Here is an 18508-nt window from a genome sequence, read left to right as displayed (position 1 = left end):
CGTGAGGGTAAACGAGACTGCTTAAAACCCGGGCGGGAGTGATGCGGCGAGGTCCTTGTGCTGCTGCGAAAAACCCTTTGACAGGAGGGGAGGCGGTCAACATGATCTCGGCCACGCGCTGGCGGCGGCTGAGCCCGAGGCCTTCGCGCTGCAACATTCATGAACGGCTGAGGTGCGACCCAATCCGGGGTGCCGGTCGACCAGATTCTGAAGGGACAAGATGCCGAAACGCTCACTCATTGCCGCCGCGACGCTCCTTGCAAGTGCTGCTCCCGCCTTCGCCCACCTCGATCCCGCTGCCCATGGCTCCACACTTGCCGGTGCCACCCATCCGCTGACGGGGCTCGATCATCTCCTGGTGATGGTGATGGTCGGTGTCTGGGCGGCCACTTTTCGCGGCACGACGCGCTTTGTCATCCCGGCGGCTTTCGTCGTGACGATGCTGGCAGGCTTCGGGCTCGCCATGGCAGCTGTCGCCCTGCCGTTCGTCGAACCGGCGATCCTCGCCTCGGTCGTGGCCGTCGGCCTGCTCCTGGCGACGGCGGTGCGCGTTCCGGCCGGTGCGGCGGTCGGCTTGGTCGGCGCCTTCGCCCTGTTCCATGGCTACGCCCACGGTTCGGAACTCGGCGCTGCCGGCGCGCTCGCTTTCGCTGGCGGATTCGCTGTGGCAACCGCACTCCTGCACGGGCTCGGCTTGTGGCTGGCGACGTTCGCCATGCGCCACGCCCATCCGCTGGCCCTGCGCATCGTTGGGGTCGCCACGGCGCTTGCCGGCGCGGCTCTCTACGCGGCTGCCTGACAGGCAGGTTCATTCACCCGGCGGTTTGCTCTGCCGGGTGAATCACGCTCGAGACAGAGCGCAATGCACGGCTTTTCGGTTGTCGGCCCCCAGAGGAGGTTGCTCATGATCCCCGGTGAAATCATCACGGTCGACGGCGACATCACGCTCAACGAGGGTCAGACAGCTCAGACGGTGACCGTCAGCAATACCGGCGACCGGCCCATTCAGGTCGGCAGTCACTATCATTTCGCCGAGACCAATCCGGCTCTTCAGTTCGATCGGGAGACCGCCCACGGCATGCGCCTCGACATCGCTGCCGGAACGGCGGTCCGCTTCGAGCCCGGCCAGACCCGGGAGGTGAACCTCGTGCCCCTGCGCGGCGACCGCAAGGTTTTCGGCTTCAACGCCAAGGTCATGGGCGCACTCTGACCGCATCCCCTCAGCCGGTTCACAACAATTTCCACCGGCGGCGTTCTCCCCCTTGCGAAGGCTGAGGCAAGTCAGTAGGTAGAGCGCCCACGGGGCCTCGTGGCGGAGTGGTTACGCAGAGGACTGCAAATCCTTGCACGCCGGTTCGATTCCGGCCGAGGCCTCCAATTCACTGCCAGCTCATGCCGGCTCGAGCAGGTGCTCGGCACGATTTCCGGATCACTGGGGAAGTGCCGTGATCCATGAGCACTATGGTGGTTCTTTCCGCGAAATCTCATTAGCGCAGCGTGAGATCCGGCAGACCCATCCACGCGGGCCGAATTCGAAGACCAGACATCCCTGAGATCCGGCATCCATCATGACGACGCAGGACCCGTACGAATCTGAAGGACACCGGCTTTTCGCCGTTGCGCCGATGATCGACTGGACCGATCGTCATTGCCGGTTCTTCCACCGGCAACTCAGCCGGCATGCCCGGCTGTTCACGGAAATGATCGTCGATCAGGCGATTCTCCATGGCGATCGTGAGCGTCTGCTCGGCTTCGATCCGGTCGAGTATCCCGTCGTGATCCAGATCGGCGGCTCGGACCCGGAGCGGCTTGCAAAGGCCACGGCGATGGCGGCGGCGTGGGGCTATGACGAGATCAATCTCAATGTCGGCTGCCCGTCGGATCGCGTACAGTCCGGCACGTTCGGCGCCTGTCTGATGCGCGAGCCCAACCTCGTGGGCGAGTGTCTGGCCGCGATGGTCGAGAGCGCTGGTGCCGTCCCGGTGACGGTCAAATGTCGTCTCGGCGTTGACGATCAGGACATCGAAACGGCGCTTGATGCGCTCGCTGATGCGGCGGTCTCGGCCGGCGTCGCCGGCATCTGGGTGCACGCCCGCAAGGCCTGGCTCGAAGGGCTGAGTCCCCGCGAGAATCGCGATATCCCGCCACTCGACTATGACCGTGTCCACCGGCTGAAAGCTCGGTTGGGCGGCATGTTCGTCGGATTGAACGGGGGTCTGCGCACCATCGATGACGCCCTGTCGCAATCGCACGGCCTCGATGGCGTGATGCTTGGGCGGGCCGCCTACCAGACGCCGGACATCCTTGCCGAAGTGGACGCGGCCTTTCATGGCGACGAGGCGCGTCCGATCGATCATGCCGCCTTGATCGAGACCATGATCGACTATGCGGCCGGGCACATGGCGAAAGGCGGGCGCCTCAATCAGGTGACGCGCCACATGACCGGACTGTTCTCGGGAAAGCCCGGCGCCCGGCGCTGGCGCCAGATCCTGTCGGAAAATTCCACCCGCCCGGACGCGCGGCCGGACCTCATTCGCGAGGCGTTCCAGGCTGTCAGGCTCGACGAGTCGAAGGTCGAAGCGGCCTGATCGGGGGCTTCTCTCCAAGAACACCCCTGCGGATGAATTCTCAATGCGCGTCGACCGTGTCGCTCCAGATGATGGCGATGCCTTCGGGGGCCGGGATCAGTGCGACGGATTTCTGACCGGAGAGGATCTCGACCGCGCGGCGGACGCCGTTGACGGGTTCGCCGTGGAAGCCGCCGATCTGGGCAAGCAGGAACACCGAGAGAAAGATCCGGTGGAAATTGCTGAAATGTCCCTTCATCTCCCTGCCTCCCTTGTGCCCCTCGTGGCCGCGGCCGTTCTTCGATGAGGAGACGCTAAGGCAGTGGAAGGCTTAGAGCTGTGTTCCCCGTCACAGCCCCGATGGGTCAGGAACGAGGCAGAGAGGGGAAGGCGTGGTCAGTACGCCGCTTCGGTCTTGAGCAGGCTGATCGGGGTCATCGCGATGATGTAAAGGTCGAAGAGCAGCGACCAGTTCTCGATATATTCGAGGTCGTATTCGAATCGTTTGGTGAGCTTCGCCGGATCGTCGATCTCGCCGCGCCAGCCATTGACCTGCGCCCAGCCGGTGATGCCGGGCTTCACCTTGTGACGGCCGAAATAGCCGTCGACGATCTCGGTGAAGGTCTCGTTGCGGCTCGACAGCGCATGGACCGCATGGGGACGGGGTCCGACGATCGACAGATCGCCGCGCAGAACGTTGAAGAGCTGGGGGAGTTCGTCGATCGAGGTCTTGCGGATGAAGCCGCCGACCCGGGTCACGCGCTTGTCGTTCTTGGTCACGACCTGCCTCGCGTCCGGATCGCTCATCTCGTGATAGAGCGATCGAAACTTGAAGACCTCGACCACCTGATTGTTGAAGCCGTGCCGCTTCTGCCGAAAGATGACCGGGCCAGGCGAGTCGAGCCGTACGGCGATCGCGGTCGCCAGAAGCAGGGGCGACAAGAGCACGATGGCCACCGTGGCCACAACCAGGTCGAGGACGCGCTTGGCGATGGCGTCCCAATCGGCCAGCGGCCGGTCGAACACGTTGATCAGCGGCAGATCGCCCAGGGCGGAATAGCTGCGCGGCCGAAACTTCATTTCGGTCGAATGCGCCGACAGGCGGATGTCGAGGGGCAGGATCCAGAGCTGCTTCAACAGCGTCAGCAGTCGCTTTTCCGCCGACAGCGGCAGCGTCACGATCAGCATGTCGATGCGGGTGCGACGGGCGAATTCGACGAGCTCGGCGATCGTGCCGAGTTTCGGATAGCCGGCGACCAGCGGCGGAGAGCGCCGGTCATCGCGGTCGTCGAAGATGCCGCAGATTCGGATGTCGTTCCCGGGCTGCATCTCCAGGCCGCGGATCAGCTTTTCCGCATTGGTTCCGCCGCCCACGATCAGCGCCCGGCGCTCCATGCGGCCGTTGCGTGCCCACTCCCGCAGCTTCCATTTCAGAACGAGCCGGCCAAGGGCGATGGCCGCGAGCGCGAGGGCGAACCATGCGAAGAACTCGCCTCCGGCAAGCAGTTCGGCCCCGAACAGGGCAAGTGCGGTCGTCAGAAGGCCGACCGTGAGGCCCCAGCCGAGCACGATGCGCCAGAATTTGGAGATCGGCCCGCGAAGGAATGTCAGCTCATATCCGTGAACGCCTTCGATCGCGGCGACACCCAGGATGGAACCCAGAAGCACGACGCCGATCTGGCTCAGCCGGACATCGCTCAGATCGGCTTCGCCCAGAACAAGCGTCACAAGGCCCGCGATCAGAAAAAGGCCGAGTTCCACCCCCCGCCAGATGCCGCAGAGCATTCGGGGGCTGACGAAGTCGTCGCGCAGATGCGCGATCGCGCTCAAAGCCTGGGAATTCAGTTCCACGGTCTCGGCAGCCATCGGCGTTTCCGACTGAAACCGTCTGATCGCGTCTTTGGAAAAGGGCAGGGCGTGATCGATATCGCTCATGTGCCTCACGTCCAAGCCGGGCCAAGGTGTCGTTGGTGCCCGGCCGTTTCTGGGGTCCGCCAGGGGGCAGGCGGGCCGGATGATCGGACCGGACAGGCCCAATCCTACGCCGAAGGCTCTAAGAATCGGTTGCCGCAAAAGATCAGGCGCCGTGCATGCCGCCTCACGCATGGCTTTCAACCCTCATCTGTCGTAAGGTCAGCGCACATTCGATGTGCATGGCGGGGCGCCAACGGCTCTGGAGAATTGATGGTGTCTGGGATCTGGTACGCGAGGCTTTTGAAGATTCGCCGCCTCATGGCGCGACCTGCTGTGATGGTGGCGATCGCGGGCGCGCTTTTGGCCGCGTCGTCGTTTTCGGCTCCGGTTCGCGCCCAGGAGATGCCGGGATGCTCCTTGACCACCGCATCCGACCCGGAGCGGCAGGTGTTCGACTGCGGGAACGGCCTGATCATCGAGGCCGAGGCGGCGGAAGCCGTTTCGGGGTCGGACCCCTCCCAGTCGGTGACGGTGACAGATCAGGCGATTCTGATCGATGTCGAACCGCGTTCCTCCTTTCAGATTCTGACGCCGCATGCGATCGCGACCGTGCGCGGCACGACTTTTCTCGTGGATGTGGACGAAGGCTCAACCTCGGTGTTCGTCGTTGAAGGGTCGGTCGACGTTTCGCGGCTCGACGGCTCGGATACGGTCGTCTTGAATCCAGGCGAGGGGGTCGACGTCGCGCCCGGCGAGCCGATGACGGTGCGGCAATGGCCCCAGCAGCGGGTCGACGCGCTCCTGGCTCGCTTTGCCCGCTAGGCGACCGAGCCGGCAGACCGCAAGACTGCCCTGGCTGATCACCCTGCTCCTTGCCCTAGTGGCGGGGGGTTGGGCCGGCTGGCTGGTGCTCGGTCATGTCGAAGGGGTGGGAGGACAGCTCGATCGGCTGGAGGCGACCAGTTTCGATTGGCGGCTCTTGATGGCAGGGGAGTTGCCGCCGCCCCAGAATATCGTCGTCGTGGCGATCGACGATGCGACCGTCCATCAGGAGGGGCGTTACCCGATCGATCGCGGCCGTCTCGCCCGGATCATAGACAATGTCGGCGCGAGCGGTGCGCGGGCGGTGGCGATCGACATGCTGTTCCTCGAAGCGGGCGAATCCCCTGCGGATGCGGCTCTGGCTCAGGCACTGGCGGGATCGAACGCCGTCGTTGCCCAAGCCGCCTCCTTTCCGCGCGGTGCTGCCAGGCTGGTGCCACGCGCGGCCAGTGTCCTGTCGCCTCTGCCGATGTTCAGCCAGTCGGCCAGAACCGGCCTCGTCAATCTTTCCAGCGACCGGGCCGGCACGCCGCGCCACATTCCTCTGTTCGTCCTGACCGCGGAGGGGCCGACGCCGTCACTGGTCTTGCAGGCTGCCGGGCTCTTCGTGGGCAGCGATCCTGTCCTTTCGCGTGAATCGGTTCGGCTCGGGGAAACCGCTCGGGCTCTCGACCTCGGATGGCACTTGCCGCTGCGCTTTTACGGCCCGAGCGGGCAGATCAAGACGGTCAGCGCGACTCGACTGTTCGACGCAAATGTGCCCGAGCTTTCCGGCAAGCTGGTCTTTCTGGGCGTTACCGCCACGGCCGTTGGCGACAGCTTTTCGACTCCGTTCGACCCAGGCCTGCCGGGTGTCGAGGTTTTGGCCACGGCTGCGGCCAATCTGCTCGAAGGCACGTCACCGCTTCGTACGAACTTCGTGCGCAAGGTCGATGCCGTCGCGGCCCTTTGCCTGGCTGTGATCGGGGTGCTGATCGTTGGTCTCGTTCCCTTGCCTTACGGCCTTCTGGCGGCGATCGGGCTGTTGCTGGTCTGGCTGGGCTTCGTCATCTTGCAGTTTTTTCAGGGCGTCTGGTTCGCCGCCGTCCTGCCGGTCGCGGCCTTTGTTCCGCCGGTCGCGCTGGCCGGGTCGATCCGGCAGTTTCAGGACCGGCGTGTCGCGAGGGCGCTCGCCGAATCCGAAGCGGCCTTGCGCCGGTTCCAGCCGCGGGCGCTGGCGGTCCATATTGCGGCCAATCCTGATTTTCTGATGGTACCGGAAGAGCGAAACGCGGCGATCGTGTTCATCGATCTGGCAGGCTTTACCGGCATGAGCGAGCGGCTCGGCGCGTCGGGCACACGAGAACTCCTGAAGGAATTCCACACGCTCGTCGTCGAGGAGATCGTGCCGCGGGACGGCGTGGTCCTGAGCTTCATGGGCGATGGTGCGATGGTCGTCTTCGGCTTGCCAGAAGCCCATGACACGGACGCCGCCAACGCAGTCGCCGCGAGCTTCGGCATGATCGAGACCGTGCGCAAATGGATCGCCGAGCGGGGCAGCGAGACGCGCCTCACCGGCGTGCGTGTCGGCGCGCATTACGGCCCCGTGGTGATGTCGCGGCTCGGCCATGACGAGCAGCAGCACATCACCGCCACCGGCGACAGCGTGAATGTCGCAAGTCGTCTGATGGAGGTGGCCAAGGAGCATGGCGGCGCGAGCATGGCGATTTCGGAGGAGCTGTGGGCTGCGGCCGGCCCGCTCAAGGGCCGAGAACCCGAGCGCTGGGAGGTGGTCTCGATTCGTGGTCGGGAGAAGGCAATGAAGGTGGCGCTCTGGCGATAATTCTCGGGCCGTCGGAATTGCCATGATCAGTGAAAATTCCGCGATTTCACCCGGATCGTGTTGAGAGGCAGGTCACGGATATAGATATCGCGGGTGCGCGTTGCCTTTTGCGCCTTGTCGCGCGGATCCGGCGTCGGCGAGCCGTGGTGGAACTCGTCGCCGCGCCCATGTGGCAGGGGAAAGGCCGGTGGCGGCGCGACGCCGCCGCGATCGCCGACAGAGGCGAGGTCTCGTGAGAGATCGGCGAGCCTGTGCACCACGAGATGCACCACATCGCCCTCGCGCTGAATGCGCCCGGTCGCCGCGATCATGCTGGCGGTCAGGACGATGCGGCGGTACTTCTCGAACACTTTCGGCCAGATCACCAGATTGGCGATGCCGCTCTCGTCCTCCATGGTGATGAACATCACGCCCTTGGCGCTGCCGGGCCGCTGGCGCACCAGCACCAGCCCCGCCGCCTCCACCCAGCGCCCGCCCGGCGCGGCCATCGCCTCGGCACAGGGGATCATCCGGCGCTTCTTCAGATCCTGGCGCAGGAAGCTCACCGGATGTTCGCGGAGCGACAGGCCGACATGGCGGTAGTCGCCGACGACCTCCGCCCCTTTGGTCATCGGGCGGAGGCTGACGGTGGGTTCGGCGAACTCGTCGGTTCGGGTTTCCGCGCTCTCTCGCTCCTCCCGCTCCGCCGCCGCGGCAAAGAGCGGCAGCGGCGCATCGCGCAGCGCCTTGACCGCCCAGAGCGCCTCGCGGCGATTGAGCCCGAGCGCCGAAAAGCCATCCGCTTCGGCGATTTTCGTCAGGGCGGCGACGGGAATGCGGGTGCGACGCCAGAGAGCTTCGGGCGATGAAAACGGCGCGGTCTCACGCGCCGCGACCAGCGCTGCCGCGTCTCGTTCGGACAGCCCTTTCACCATGCGCAGGCCGAGCCGGACGGCTAGGCGATGATCGTCTCCGTCAGGTGATTGGTTGAAGAGAGCAGCGCTAGGCGATTGGCCTGATCTCCCCCCTTGCGGGGGAGATGCCCGGCAGGGCAGAGGGGGGTACCCTAGTGGCAGGTCTCCAACCGATGGCGCTGCACCCCCCTCTGGGTTGCCACCCATCTCCCCCGCAAGGGGGGAGATCGAAGCGTCGCTGCCGGCTCCTACCCTCAAGCAGTCGCCTTGACCGTTACCGAGCTGCTCACAGGGCTCCAAAGTGCAGTCCCATTGCGAATTCACCACGCAGACCGGCCGGATTTCCACGCCATGCTCCTTCGCATCGCGGACGATCTGGGCGGGGGCGTAGAAGCCCATGGGCTGCGAATTGAGGAGGGCCGTGCAGAAGACGTCCGGGTGTCGGCATTTCAGCCAGGCCGAGGCATAGGCGATCTTGGCGAAGGAGGCGGCGTGGCTTTCGGGAAAGCCATAGGAGCCGAAGCCTTCGAGCTGGCGGAAGGTGCGCTCTGCGAAGTCCCGCTCGTAGCCGTTTTCGACCATGCCGGCGACGAGCTTGTCGCGAAAGGCCGAAACGCCGCCGGTCATCTTGAAGGTCGCCATGGAGCGGCGCAGACTGTCGGCTTCGGACGGGGTGAAGCCGGCGCATTCGATCGCCACCCGCATCGCCTGCTCCTGAAAAAGCGGCACGCCGAGCGTCTTTTCGAGAACCTTCCGCAATTCCGGCTTCGGATAGTCCGGCTGTTCCAGGCCCTCGCGGCGACGCAGATAGGGATGGACCATGTCGCCCTGGATCGGCCCCGGCCGCACGATCGCGACCTGGATGACGAGGTCGTAATAGGTGTCGGGCTTGAGACGCGGCAGCATCGACATTTGCGCCCGCGATTCGATCTGGAAGGTGCCGAGCGTGTCGGCCTTCCGGATCATCGCATAGGTCTTCTTGTCCTCGTCCGGGATCGAGGCGAGGCTAAGCTCGACGTCCTTGTGCTCGGCTAGAAGATCGAGCCCGCGCCGCATGCAGGAGAGCATGCCCAGCGCCAGGACGTCGACCTTCATGAACTTCAGGATATCGATGTCGTCCTTGTCCCATTCGATCACCTGGCGATCGTCCATCGCCGCCGGCTCGATCGGCACCAGATCGTCGAGGCGGTCGCGGGTGAGTACGAAGCCTCCGGGATGCTGCGACAGGTGGCGCGGGGCGCCGCGAAGTTCGCCCGCAAGCTCGAGCGCCAGCCGGAGCCGGCGATCGTCGAGATTGAGGTTGACCTCCTTCAGGTGCTTCGGGTCGATGGGCCCCTCGGACCAGCCCCAGACCTGGGCGGAGATCGTCGAAATCACGTCCTCCGGCAGGCCGAGCGCCTTGCCGACATCGCGTAGCGCCCCCTTGGTGCGGTAGCGGATGACGGTCGCGCACAGGGCGGCCCGGTCCCGCCCATAGGTGTCGTAGATCCACTGGATGACCTCCTCGCGCCGCTGGTGTTCGAAGTCGACGTCGATATCAGGCGGCTCGCGCCGTTCCTCCGAGACGAAGCGCTCGAACAGGAGATTGATGCTCTTGGGGTCGATCGCGGTGATGCCGAGCACGAAGCAGACGGCGGAGTTCGCCGCCGAGCCGCGCCCTTGGCACAGGATCTGCTGCGACCGTGCGAAGCGGACGATGGAGTGCACCGTCAGGAAATAGGGGGCGTATTCGAGCTTGGCGATCAGCGCGAGCTCGTGTTCGAGGCTCTTGCGGACCTCGTCCGGCACCCCCTCCACATAATGCTCGGCCGCTCCCGCCCAGGTGAGCTTTTCCAGCGTTTCTTGGGGCGTGAGCGCCGGGTCTTCGCGCTCCTCCGGGTATTGATAGGCAATGTCGTTTAGCGTGAACCGGCAGCGCTCGACGATCTCCATCGTGCGGTTGAGGGCCTCCGGATGCTGAGAAAACAGCCGGTGCATCTCTTCCGGCGGCTTCAGATGCCGGTCGGCATGGCGCTCGCGGCGAAAGCCCAACTCGTCGATCGTGACATTGTGGCGGATCGCGGTGACGACATCCTGCAGGATGCGCCTTGAGGGCGCGTGAAAGAGAACGTCGTTGGTGACGATCGTTCTCACCCGCCTTTGGGCTGCCAGATTGGACAGGCGATGAAGCCGCAGCCGGTCGCCCGGTCGCCGGCGGAGCGTCAGCGCGAGATAGGCCCGGTCGCCGAACGTTTCCGACAGGCGGTCGAGTTCGCGTATGCAAGTCTCATTCGCCGCGTCGGGTAGGAGCACGGCGAGGAGCCCGCTCTCGAAACGCGCAAGATCCTCCCATTCGAGATGGCACGCGCCCTTGCCGGCGCGTTTCTTGCCCAGCGACAAGAGCCGGCAAAGCCGGGCATAGGCGGCGAGATCGGTTGGGTAGACGAGGAGCGGCAGGCTGTCCGCCAGATCGAGCCGGCAGCCGACGACGAGGCGCACCCCGGTGTCCTTCGCCGCCTGATGGGCGCGCACGATGCCGGCGAGCGAATTGCGATCGGTGATTCCGAGCGCCCCGATCCCCATCAGCGCGGCGGTGGCGAAGAGTTCCTCCGCCGAGGAGGCGCCGCGCAGAAAGCTGAAATGCGAGGTGACCTGCAATTCCGCGTAAGCCGGTTGACGCCGCGAAGGTGCGATCATGCGAAGAGGCCATGCAGAAACCAGCGCTGCGAGCCGGTCACCTGATCTTCGCCATTGCCGGAGCGAAAGATCCAGAAGCGCTCGCCGCCTTCGTCTTCGACATGGAAATAGTCGCGCACGGCGGCGAGTTCGGCGTCGCGCTTCCACCATTCGCCGAAAATGCGTTCCGGCCCGTCGGCGACGCGCACCCGCCGCCTAACGCCGCGCCAGGTGAAGAAGGCCGGCGGATGGTCGGGCAGGAGCGCCATGGTCTCAATGGGCTCGGGTCGGCCGAGAAGGCGCGAGGGACGGGGCCAGTCCATGCGCCAGCTTTGCCCGGTTTCCGGTGCCAGTGCCGGAACGCGCCGAACCGCGCGCTCGGGCACGTCGCTTTCCACCGGCGCCAGACGATAGAGCCGCTCTTCGCCCACCCGGTTGGCGAGCGTGTCGATCAGGCTGTCGACATCGGGATGGATCGCATCGGCAAGCGGCGCGAGCTTCTGTTCGGGCGCCAGCGGTTCTGCCAGCGTGGCCACGAGTGACATCGTCTCGATGCCAAAGCCAGGCGCGATCGTCTCGATCTTGTCGCAAAGCAGCCGGGTGAGCCGCCCGACATCGCGCACCGGCCGCGCGGTGGTGACGCGCACCGCCTCGTTGCGATTGTCGACGCGCCGGCAGATCAGATCGAGCCGGCGGACGCCGAGGGACTTTCGTTCCAGATCCGCGCAAAGCGTCACGACCAGCTTGCCGACATAGCGGGCGATGGTTTCGGCGGCGCCGATCGGTTCGGCGAAATTCCGCAGGGCCGAAACCGTCTCGGGCGGGCTCAGCGGCGTGATCGGCTCGGCGAGCCAGCCGGCTGCCTGGCCCAGCCTTCTGCCGAAGGTTTCGCCGAAACGCTTGACGAGCGGTGCGCGGGGCTGGGCAAGGCAGTCGCCGACCGTCTGAAAGCCGAGATCGCGTAGCGCTCCCGCCGTTTCGCCGGGAAGGCGCAGAGCTTCGACAGGCAGGGGGGCAAGGATCGCCGATCCGTGGCCGGGGGGCGCGACGAGGCAGGGATCGGCCCTGTAACGGGCGAGCGCATAGGCTGTGGCACGATTATCCGCGATCGCCGCGCGGGCCGTTATGCCGGCTGCCGCAAGCCGGGTGACCAGCGTGTCGAGCATCGCCGCCTCGCCGCCATGAAGATGGTCGGCACCGGTGGAATCGATGACGATCCCGTCCCGCCCGTCGACGGCGACGATCGGAGCGAAGCGTTCGCAAATCCAGATCGCGAGGCGCTCGAGCGCCTGGCCGTCACCCGCCGCGTCGAAAGGGCGAAGGGCAAGGCCCGTCATCATCGCCTCGGCCTTTGCCGCCGGCATGCCGATGCGAACGCCTTGCGCCTGAGCCGCGCGATCGGCGGCCATCACCACACGGGTGTTCTTCTCCCGCCCGACCAGGACGAGCGGTTCGTCTGTCCCCGTGCTCCCGGTGCCCGGATCATCCGCTGGCGCGGCGTTTGGGTCGGCCAGTTCGCGCCGCAGCCGATCCGTCGGCCAGGTGGGAAGGAAGAGCGAGACGACCCTTGGCATCGCAGGCCTCCAATTCGTGGACGGCGGTCTCTCCGCCGCGACAACGCAACAATTCCACCCGCCAGCGCGGGCGCCCGATACCCGGTGTCGGCAAGGGCGCCGAGGGCAGGGCGGTGATCTTCCAGCGGGTGGCGGCGGCGGTCGGCTGGCCGAATTCGGCCGCATCCTTCGCCCGCGACCAGCGCCGGAGCGCGATCGCGAGGCAACCGGTCTTTTCCGCCGCGAGATTGAGCCGGCGCGAGGCCACCATGGAAAGCCGCGCGACCTCCGCCACCACCACGGCCGGGCCGCCATGGGCGAGCCCTTCCTCCATGCAGGCGAGAACCGTCTTGTCGTTCCTCGCCTCGACATAGATCACCCGGTCGGGGTGCAGCCCCGCCTGGGCGAGCGCCGGCGCGAAGAGATCCGGCCGCGACAGGCACCACAGCACCTTGCCCTTCGTGCGCGCCGCGATGCCGGCGGCAAACAGCGCCGCCGCCGGGCCATCACCGGCCCCGCTGCCACCACCCGCGATCTCGTGCAGCGCACCCAGCGCCAGGCCGCCCTCCGGCAGCTTCGAATCGAGGCTGGCGACGCCGAAGGGCAGCGTCGACTTCTCATGTCTGTTGCCGCTTTCGATCGCCTGGATACGGGCACGCAACGACTCTATGGCAGCTTCCGGCGACACCTTCGGCTCGACCCTTCGACGAAATGAATGTTCCTATTTTGTTCTATAAAATCGCTCCCTGAGTCAAGCGGTCGCAGGAACACCAACTGTGGCGAAATGCAGCGCTTTTCGGGCTTGCCCAATAGAGAATCCCGGAGTCGCAAGGGTTCGAAAACGTGGCGCGTCGGACGTAAATTTTGCTAAAGCTGGCTCATGAACAAGCCGCTTCCCATTGCCACCGGCCATAGTGCCTGTCCCCATGACTGTCCGTCGACCTGCGCGCTGGACGTGGAGATACTGGAAGGAGGGCAGATCGGGCGCCTGCGCGGCGCGGCCGAGAACGATTATACGGCGGGGGTCATCTGCGCCAAGGTGGCGCGCTATGCCGAGCGGATCCATCACGCGAACAGATTGCTGAAACCGCTTCAGCGCGTTGGCGAAAAGGGCGCCGGCGAATGGCGCGAGATCGGCTGGGACGATGCGCTCGACCTGATTGCCGAGAAATTCGTGCAGGCCGAGGCGCGGCACGGCTCGGAAACCGTATGGCCCTATCAATATGCCGGGACCATGGGTCTCGTACAGCGCGACGGCATCCACCGTCTGCGCCATGCCAAGCGCTATTCCGGCCAGTTCGACACGATCTGCACCAACATGGCATGGACCGGATGGTTCGCCGGGGCGGGGGCGATGCGCGGCTCCGATCCGCGCGAGATCGCCAAATCCGACTGCGTGGTGATCTGGGGCACCAATGCGGTGGCGACGCAGGTCAATGTGATGACTCATGCGGCCAGGGCCCGGAAGGAGCGCGGCGCGAAGATCGTCGTTATCGACATCTATGACAACGCCACGATGAAGCAGGCCGACATGGCCCTGAAGCTTCGGCCGGGCACCGATGCGGCATTGGCTTGCGCGCTGATGCACATCGCCTTTCGCGATGGCACCGCCGACCGTGACTATCTCGCTCGCTATGGCGACGATCCGGCCGGGCTCGAAGCGCATTTGAAGACGCGGGGACCGGAATGGGCGGCTTCGATCACCGGCCTTTCGGTCGAGGCGATCGAGGCCTTCGCGGCGCTGATCGGCAAGACGCCGAAGACCTATTTCCGTCTCGGCTACGGCTTCACCCGGCAGAGGAACGGCGTTCTGGCCATGCATGCCGCCTCGTCGGTTCCGGTCGTCTACGGTCATTGGCAGCATGAGGGCGGCGGCGCGTTTCACTCCAATTCCGACATCTTCGGCCTCGACAAGTCCGAGATCATGGGAGCGGCCAATCGCGACCCGTCGATCCGGTTTCTCGATCAGTCGAGGATCGGCGCTGTCCTGACTGGCGATGCCGCGGCTCTCCCGAATGGCCCACCGGTGACGGCGATGCTGATCCAGAACACCAATCCGGTGAATGTCTGTCCCGAGCAGCGGTTGGTGAGGCAGGGCTTCATGCGTGACGATCTCTTCGTCGCGGTGCATGAGCAGTTCATGACCGATACGGCCAAGCTCGCCGATCTCGTCATCCCCGCGAGCATGTTTCTGGAGCATGACGACATCTATCGCGGCGGCGGGCAGAACCACATCGTGCTCGGGCCGAAGCTGGTCGAGCCGCCGGCAGCGGTGCGGACCAACCATTTCGTCATCGAGGAACTCGCCAAGCGACTCGGCGTGGCGGATCGGCCGGGCTTCGGGCTCACCGAGCGCGCGCTGATTGACAACATGTTGAAGAAGGCCGGCTATACGGCCGGTTTCGACGGGCTGAAAGGGGATCGCTGGATCGACAAACAGCCGGATTTCGAGACCGCACATTTCGTGCGAGGCTTTGCCTGGCCCGACGGCAAGTTCCGCTTCAAGCCGGACTGGACCGGGGCGATGGCGCCGAACCGGCCGCCGGAAAGCCTCGGCCCGCAAGGGCCGCATACGAGGCTTCCGGCTTTTCCCGACCATGTGGATCTGATCGAGACCGTCGACGAGGCGCATCCCTATCGTCTGGCGACCTCGCCGGCGCGGCAGTTTCTGAACTCGACCTTTGCCGAAACGCCCGGCTCACGAAGCCGCGAAGGCGGGCCTGAACTGATGATCCATCCCGATGACGCTGCGCGCGAGGGGCTGGACGAGGGCGCGATCATCACGATCGGCAATGACCGCGGCGAAGTGCGGCTGAAACTCAAGCTGAGCGAGACGGTCCGCCCCGGTGTCCTGGTCCATGAAGGTCTTTGGGCGAATTCCGATTTCCTCGACGGCGAGGGCATCAACACTCTCACCGGCGCCGATCCCGTCGCGCCTTTCGGCGGCGCGGCGTTTCACGACAACCGGGTTTGGCTCAGGGCAGACTCTGATCCATCTATGACCGAGAGCCATCTGAAGACGGGACGGGTGGAATGATCAGACACAACCATGGCGTCATCGTGCTTGAAGCAGGCAAGCGTGGTGGTCGGCCGATCATCCGGGGCACTCGCATCTCTGTCGCCGACATTCTCGGCTGGCTCTCCTGTGGTATGACGGAGCAGGAGATCATGTCCGACTTTCCGGAGATCAAGGAAGCGGACATTCGTGCCGCCCTCGCTTTTGCTGCGGATCGCGAACGGCAAATCCTATCCGCTGCCGAATGAAGCTCCTGTTCGATCAGAACTTGAGCTTCAAGCTCTGCAGTCATCTGGCTGACGTCTTCCCGCATTCGACCCAGGTGCGGTTGATCGGCCTGGATCAGGCAAGCGATCGAGACGTGTGGGAATTCGCCGGATTGAACGGATACATCCTCGTCTCACAGGACGCCGATATGGCCGAGATGGCGACATACTATGGATCGCCCCCAAAAGTGATATGGCTGCGGATGGGTAACCAACCGACAGCGAGCATTCACCAGAGCTTGCGTCGTCATCGTGATGTGATCGAGCGCTTTTTCCTCGATGACGAATTGTCATGCCTGGAGATTTTTTGATCTCGCGGAAGGAGGTCAAACCACGGCGGTCGTTTCAAGCGGCTATTGACTGGCCTCGATTGCTCGAAAGGCCGCGTTTCAGTGCATACACAACCAGAGCCGAATCCACTGTGTCTCAACCCGATCGAGCGGTCATTCCCCCGTTCGGCGCTCCATAGGTCTCGACAAATTCCGCAAAGGCCGCGTCGAGTTTTTCGGCGTCGGCCAGGGAGTCGAGATTTTCGAGCAGGACCGTCAGCAGATAATTGTTGGAGAGCGACCATTTTTCATTGAGCGCCCGGAGCCGATCATAGGCAGCTTCGCTCAGGGCGGCGTTGAAGCGTCTGGGCAGGGGATAGTGCTTCGGCATCGCTCTCCTCCTCAGTTCCAGCGGCGCCGCCCGCCTTGTGGCTCGTGTCTTACAGGGACAACGCGCCCGCCACCAAAGCTGCCAGAGCGGCTCCCGCCATGGCGAGCAGGGACAGGCTCGTGCCAGCGAACCGTTGCCAGGCGGGCGCATCGGCGGCCGTGAAATGCAGGGCGTGAACGAAGCGACCGATGGTGAGCAGGACGCCCAGAGCGTGGAGAATGAGCGCCGGCGTCCCAAGAAGCGCCGCGCCGAGCATCGCGATCAGCGTCATGGGAATGAACTCGATGGCGTTGGCGTGGCCCCGCATCACGCGGATCATGCGCGGGTTGCCGCCATCGCCCATGAAGACCTTCTCCTGCTGACGGATCCGGCCGGTCTGGACGGCGAGCCAGATCAGGATGAACGTGTTGAGGCCCGCATAGAGGGCGACCGCTGCCACCGCATCCGTATTCATTGTGCTGCCAAGCCCTTCCGCATACTTCCTTTGCCGGCTGTCTCGTAGCAAAATCGCGGCGATGGTCAATTGCGCCGGCTGACTGGAGCCGATTGCAAAAGCCGGTCTGGTGCCGGCCATCGGCGGGCGTGCGCCCAGGAAGGGGTTTGAACGTGGTCGCACTGGTTCTGGGGCTCGTGATCTTTCTCGGGCTGCATTCCCTACGCATTTTTTCCGAAAAGGGCCGCAACGCCATGCTCGAGCGCTTCGGCGAAGCGCGTTTCAAGGGCATCTACTCGATTCTGTCCCTGATCGGCGTGGTGATGGTCGTCCACGGCTATGGCCTGGCCCGCATGGAGCAGTCCGCTCTCTACACCCCACCAGCCGGGTTGCGGCATCTGGCGCTGGTTCTTGTGCCGGTTTCGCTCATCCTCGTCGGTGCGGCCTATGCGCCGGCCGGCCGGATCAAGCAAAGCGTGCATCATCCGATGGTGCTCGGCGTTGCCATCTGGGCTTTCGCGCATCTTCTCGCGAATGGCGGAACGGCCGATGTCGTCCTGTTCGGCGCGTTCGGCGTCTGGGCGGTGGTCGATTATGTCAACGCCCTCGGCCGGCCGGAGACTTCTGCTGGAGCCGTGCCAGCGTTTCGCGGGGATATCGTGGCCATCGTGATCGGCCTGGCGTCGAGCGCCGTTTTCATTGGCGGACTCCACGCCTGGCTGTTCGGCGTCTCGCCTCTTCCGTGACGCGCTTGTCGCTCTGCCCTTTCAACGGCGTGAAAAATCGTTAGAAGACGCCTTGATTTTCGCCGGTTTGGCTATTCCGGTGCCGCGCCGACGAAAGAGGAGGAAAGCGAAGGCATGAGCGACGACAGTTTTATTCGCGAAGTCGATGAAGAGCTTCGCCAGGACAGGGTGAAAGCGCTCTGGACCCGCTTTGGCGCCTATCTCCTCGGCGGTGTAGTGCTCGTTCTGGCCGTGACGATCGGCTATGTGTCCTATGAGCGCTATACGACCTCCCAGGCGAATGCGGCGGGAGATCGCTACGCCGCCGCCCTCACTCTGGCCGAAGAGGGCCAGAACGAGGAAGCTATCGCCGCTCTTGAAGCGATCGTCGCCGAGGGCGTCGGCGCCTATCCCGCGCTCGCCCGGATGAGCATTGGCGGGATCGAGGCCGAGATGGGAGATGCGGCGGCCGCGGTCTCGGCTTTCGACGCCGTGGCTTCCGACAGCGGCGCGCCTCAGACCATGCGCGATATGGCCGCAATCCGTGCAGCCTACGTTCTTGTCGACTCGGGTAGCTTGGAGGAGGTCCGTTCGCGGGTCGAGCGCTTGTCCGGCGACAGCGAACCCTTGCGCTTTCCGGCGCGCGAAGCGATCGCCCTCGCTGCCTGGAAAGCCGGAGACGCCCAGACGGCGCGACCGCTTCTCGAATCTCTCGTCAACGATGGGGGCACGCCTTCCGCCATGTCCAGCCGGGCGCGCATTCTTCTGGACCTGATCGATGGGGGTGCCGACAGTCCGGACGTGGCCGCATCTGGCGAAGGCGCCGCGGCGCAGGGCCAGGCGGTCGCCCCGACCGGCGTGGCGGAGGGATCCGATGAGGTCTCGCCGGCGATCTCGACCGATGCGCCGGCTCAGGCAGAGGGCGGTGCAATCGGCGTTCCGCAGATGCCGACCACCAATCTGGGAATTTCCGGTGACGCTCCGACGGACCCGGATGGCGTCGCCGCGCCGGCCATGGATGGGGGGGCAGCCAGTACCGGGGATGAGGCGGCAGAGGACCCGACCGCGAACCCCGGGTCGGGCGAGGCCGCTGACGCTTCCACCTCGCCGGACGACGCTGCACCGGACGCATCCGACCCGCAGCCCGGCCCCGCGGAACCCGCGAACTGAGCCGGAGGCTCG

General features: G+C 65.1%; 17 protein-coding genes and 1 tRNA gene. 11 read left to right on the top strand and 7 right to left on the bottom strand.

The window, feature by feature from the left end; translation table 11 throughout:
* The first annotated feature begins 220 nt into the window (after positions 1 to 220).
* The 4 genes from MF134_RS03055 (at position 221) to dusA (ending at position 2588) form a co-directional block, all read left to right on the top strand.
* Complete coding sequence (locus MF134_RS03055; protein WP_255337904.1) at positions 221 to 799, top strand: HupE/UreJ family protein; 579 nt, start codon at positions 221 to 223, stop codon at positions 797 to 799.
* Between the two features lie 105 nt (positions 800 to 904).
* Complete coding sequence (locus MF134_RS03050) at positions 905 to 1210, top strand: urease subunit beta (RefSeq protein ID WP_255337903.1); 306 nt, start codon at positions 905 to 907, stop codon at positions 1208 to 1210.
* A 93-nt stretch (positions 1211 to 1303) separates the two neighbouring features.
* Positions 1304 to 1377 (top strand) — tRNA-Cys (locus MF134_RS03045).
* Between the two features lie 191 nt (positions 1378 to 1568).
* A complete protein-coding gene (gene dusA, locus MF134_RS03040) occupies positions 1569 to 2588 on the top strand; it encodes a tRNA dihydrouridine(20/20a) synthase DusA (protein WP_255337902.1) in 1020 nt (339 codons plus the stop codon).
* 40 nt (positions 2589 to 2628) lie between these two features.
* Here dusA and MF134_RS03035 read toward each other — a convergent pair whose 3' ends face one another.
* Both MF134_RS03035 and MF134_RS03030 read right to left on the bottom strand, forming a co-directional pair.
* On the bottom strand, positions 2629 to 2826 hold the full coding sequence (locus MF134_RS03035; RefSeq protein WP_255337901.1) for a hypothetical protein: 198 nt from the start codon (positions 2824 to 2826) through the stop codon (positions 2629 to 2631).
* Positions 2827 to 2963: 137 nt separating this feature from the next.
* Positions 2964 to 4502, bottom strand: coding sequence for an undecaprenyl-phosphate glucose phosphotransferase (locus MF134_RS03030; protein WP_255337900.1), 1539 nt, complete (start codon positions 4500 to 4502; stop codon positions 2964 to 2966).
* A gap of 297 nt (positions 4503 to 4799) precedes the next feature.
* Between MF134_RS03030 and MF134_RS03025 the strand changes: the two genes are divergently transcribed.
* Positions 4800 to 5303 carry a FecR domain-containing protein gene (locus MF134_RS03025; RefSeq protein ID WP_255337899.1) on the top strand — a complete coding sequence of 168 codons (504 nt, stop codon included), beginning with the start codon at positions 4800 to 4802 and terminating at the stop codon, positions 5301 to 5303.
* Complete coding sequence (locus tag MF134_RS03020) at positions 5293 to 7125, top strand: CHASE2 domain-containing protein (protein WP_255337898.1); 1833 nt, start codon at positions 5293 to 5295, stop codon at positions 7123 to 7125. The genes MF134_RS03025 and MF134_RS03020 overlap by 11 nt, the downstream gene beginning before the upstream one ends.
* A 26-nt stretch (positions 7126 to 7151) precedes the next feature.
* Here the strand turns inward: MF134_RS03020 and MF134_RS03015 are convergent, their stop codons facing one another.
* Genes MF134_RS03015 through MF134_RS03005 form a run of 3 tightly spaced genes read right to left on the bottom strand, consistent with a single transcriptional unit; the run spans position 7152 to position 12887 of the window.
* On the bottom strand, positions 7152 to 10694 hold the full coding sequence (locus tag MF134_RS03015) for an error-prone DNA polymerase (RefSeq protein WP_255337897.1): 3543 nt from the start codon (positions 10692 to 10694) through the stop codon (positions 7152 to 7154).
* A complete protein-coding gene (locus MF134_RS03010) occupies positions 10691 to 12247 on the bottom strand; it encodes a Y-family DNA polymerase (protein WP_255337896.1) in 1557 nt (518 codons plus the stop codon). Before MF134_RS03010 ends, MF134_RS03015 begins: the two co-directional genes overlap by 4 nt.
* Entirely contained in the window at positions 12156 to 12887 is a 732-nt protein-coding gene (locus tag MF134_RS03005; RefSeq protein ID WP_255337895.1) for an ImuA family protein, read from the bottom strand. The genes MF134_RS03010 and MF134_RS03005 overlap by 92 nt, the downstream gene beginning before the upstream one ends.
* Before the next feature lie 219 nt (positions 12888 to 13106).
* On the opposite strand from MF134_RS03005, the gene MF134_RS03000 reads away from it, so the two are divergent.
* From MF134_RS03000 to MF134_RS02990, 3 genes are read left to right on the top strand one after another with little or no spacing between them, the layout of a single operon-like run.
* Positions 13107 to 15263, top strand: a complete 2157-nt coding sequence (locus MF134_RS03000) for a molybdopterin oxidoreductase family protein (protein WP_255337894.1) — start codon at positions 13107 to 13109, stop codon at positions 15261 to 15263.
* Entirely contained in the window at positions 15260 to 15490 is a 231-nt protein-coding gene (locus tag MF134_RS02995; protein ID WP_255337893.1) for a DUF433 domain-containing protein, read from the top strand. The genes MF134_RS03000 and MF134_RS02995 overlap by 4 nt, the downstream gene beginning before the upstream one ends.
* Positions 15491 to 15510: 20 nt before the next feature.
* On the top strand, positions 15511 to 15819 hold the full coding sequence (locus tag MF134_RS02990; protein ID WP_255337892.1) for a DUF5615 family PIN-like protein: 309 nt from the start codon (positions 15511 to 15513) through the stop codon (positions 15817 to 15819).
* Positions 15820 to 15934: 115 nt separating this feature from the next.
* Here the strand turns inward: MF134_RS02990 and MF134_RS02985 are convergent, their stop codons facing one another.
* A complete protein-coding gene (locus tag MF134_RS02985; RefSeq protein WP_255337891.1) occupies positions 15935 to 16168 on the bottom strand; it encodes a hypothetical protein in 234 nt (77 codons plus the stop codon).
* Positions 16169 to 16217: 49 nt separating this feature from the next.
* A complete protein-coding gene (locus MF134_RS02980) occupies positions 16218 to 16622 on the bottom strand; it encodes an MAPEG family protein (protein WP_255337890.1) in 405 nt (134 codons plus the stop codon).
* A gap of 152 nt (positions 16623 to 16774) precedes the next feature.
* Between MF134_RS02980 and MF134_RS02975 the strand changes: the two genes are divergently transcribed.
* Together MF134_RS02975 and MF134_RS02970 are read left to right on the top strand one after the other, a co-directional pair.
* Positions 16775 to 17347, top strand: coding sequence for an NnrU family protein (locus MF134_RS02975; RefSeq protein WP_255337889.1), 573 nt, complete (start codon positions 16775 to 16777; stop codon positions 17345 to 17347).
* A gap of 114 nt (positions 17348 to 17461) precedes the next feature.
* Complete coding sequence (locus MF134_RS02970; protein ID WP_255337888.1) at positions 17462 to 18496, top strand: tetratricopeptide repeat protein; 1035 nt, start codon at positions 17462 to 17464, stop codon at positions 18494 to 18496.
* The last annotated feature ends 12 nt before the right edge of the window (positions 18497 to 18508 follow it).

Source organism: Jiella marina (genome assembly GCF_024359545.1).
In the GTDB taxonomy this organism is placed as follows: Bacteria; Pseudomonadota; Alphaproteobacteria; order Rhizobiales; family Rhizobiaceae; genus Jiella.
This window is presented reverse-complemented; position numbering and strand designations above follow the sequence as displayed.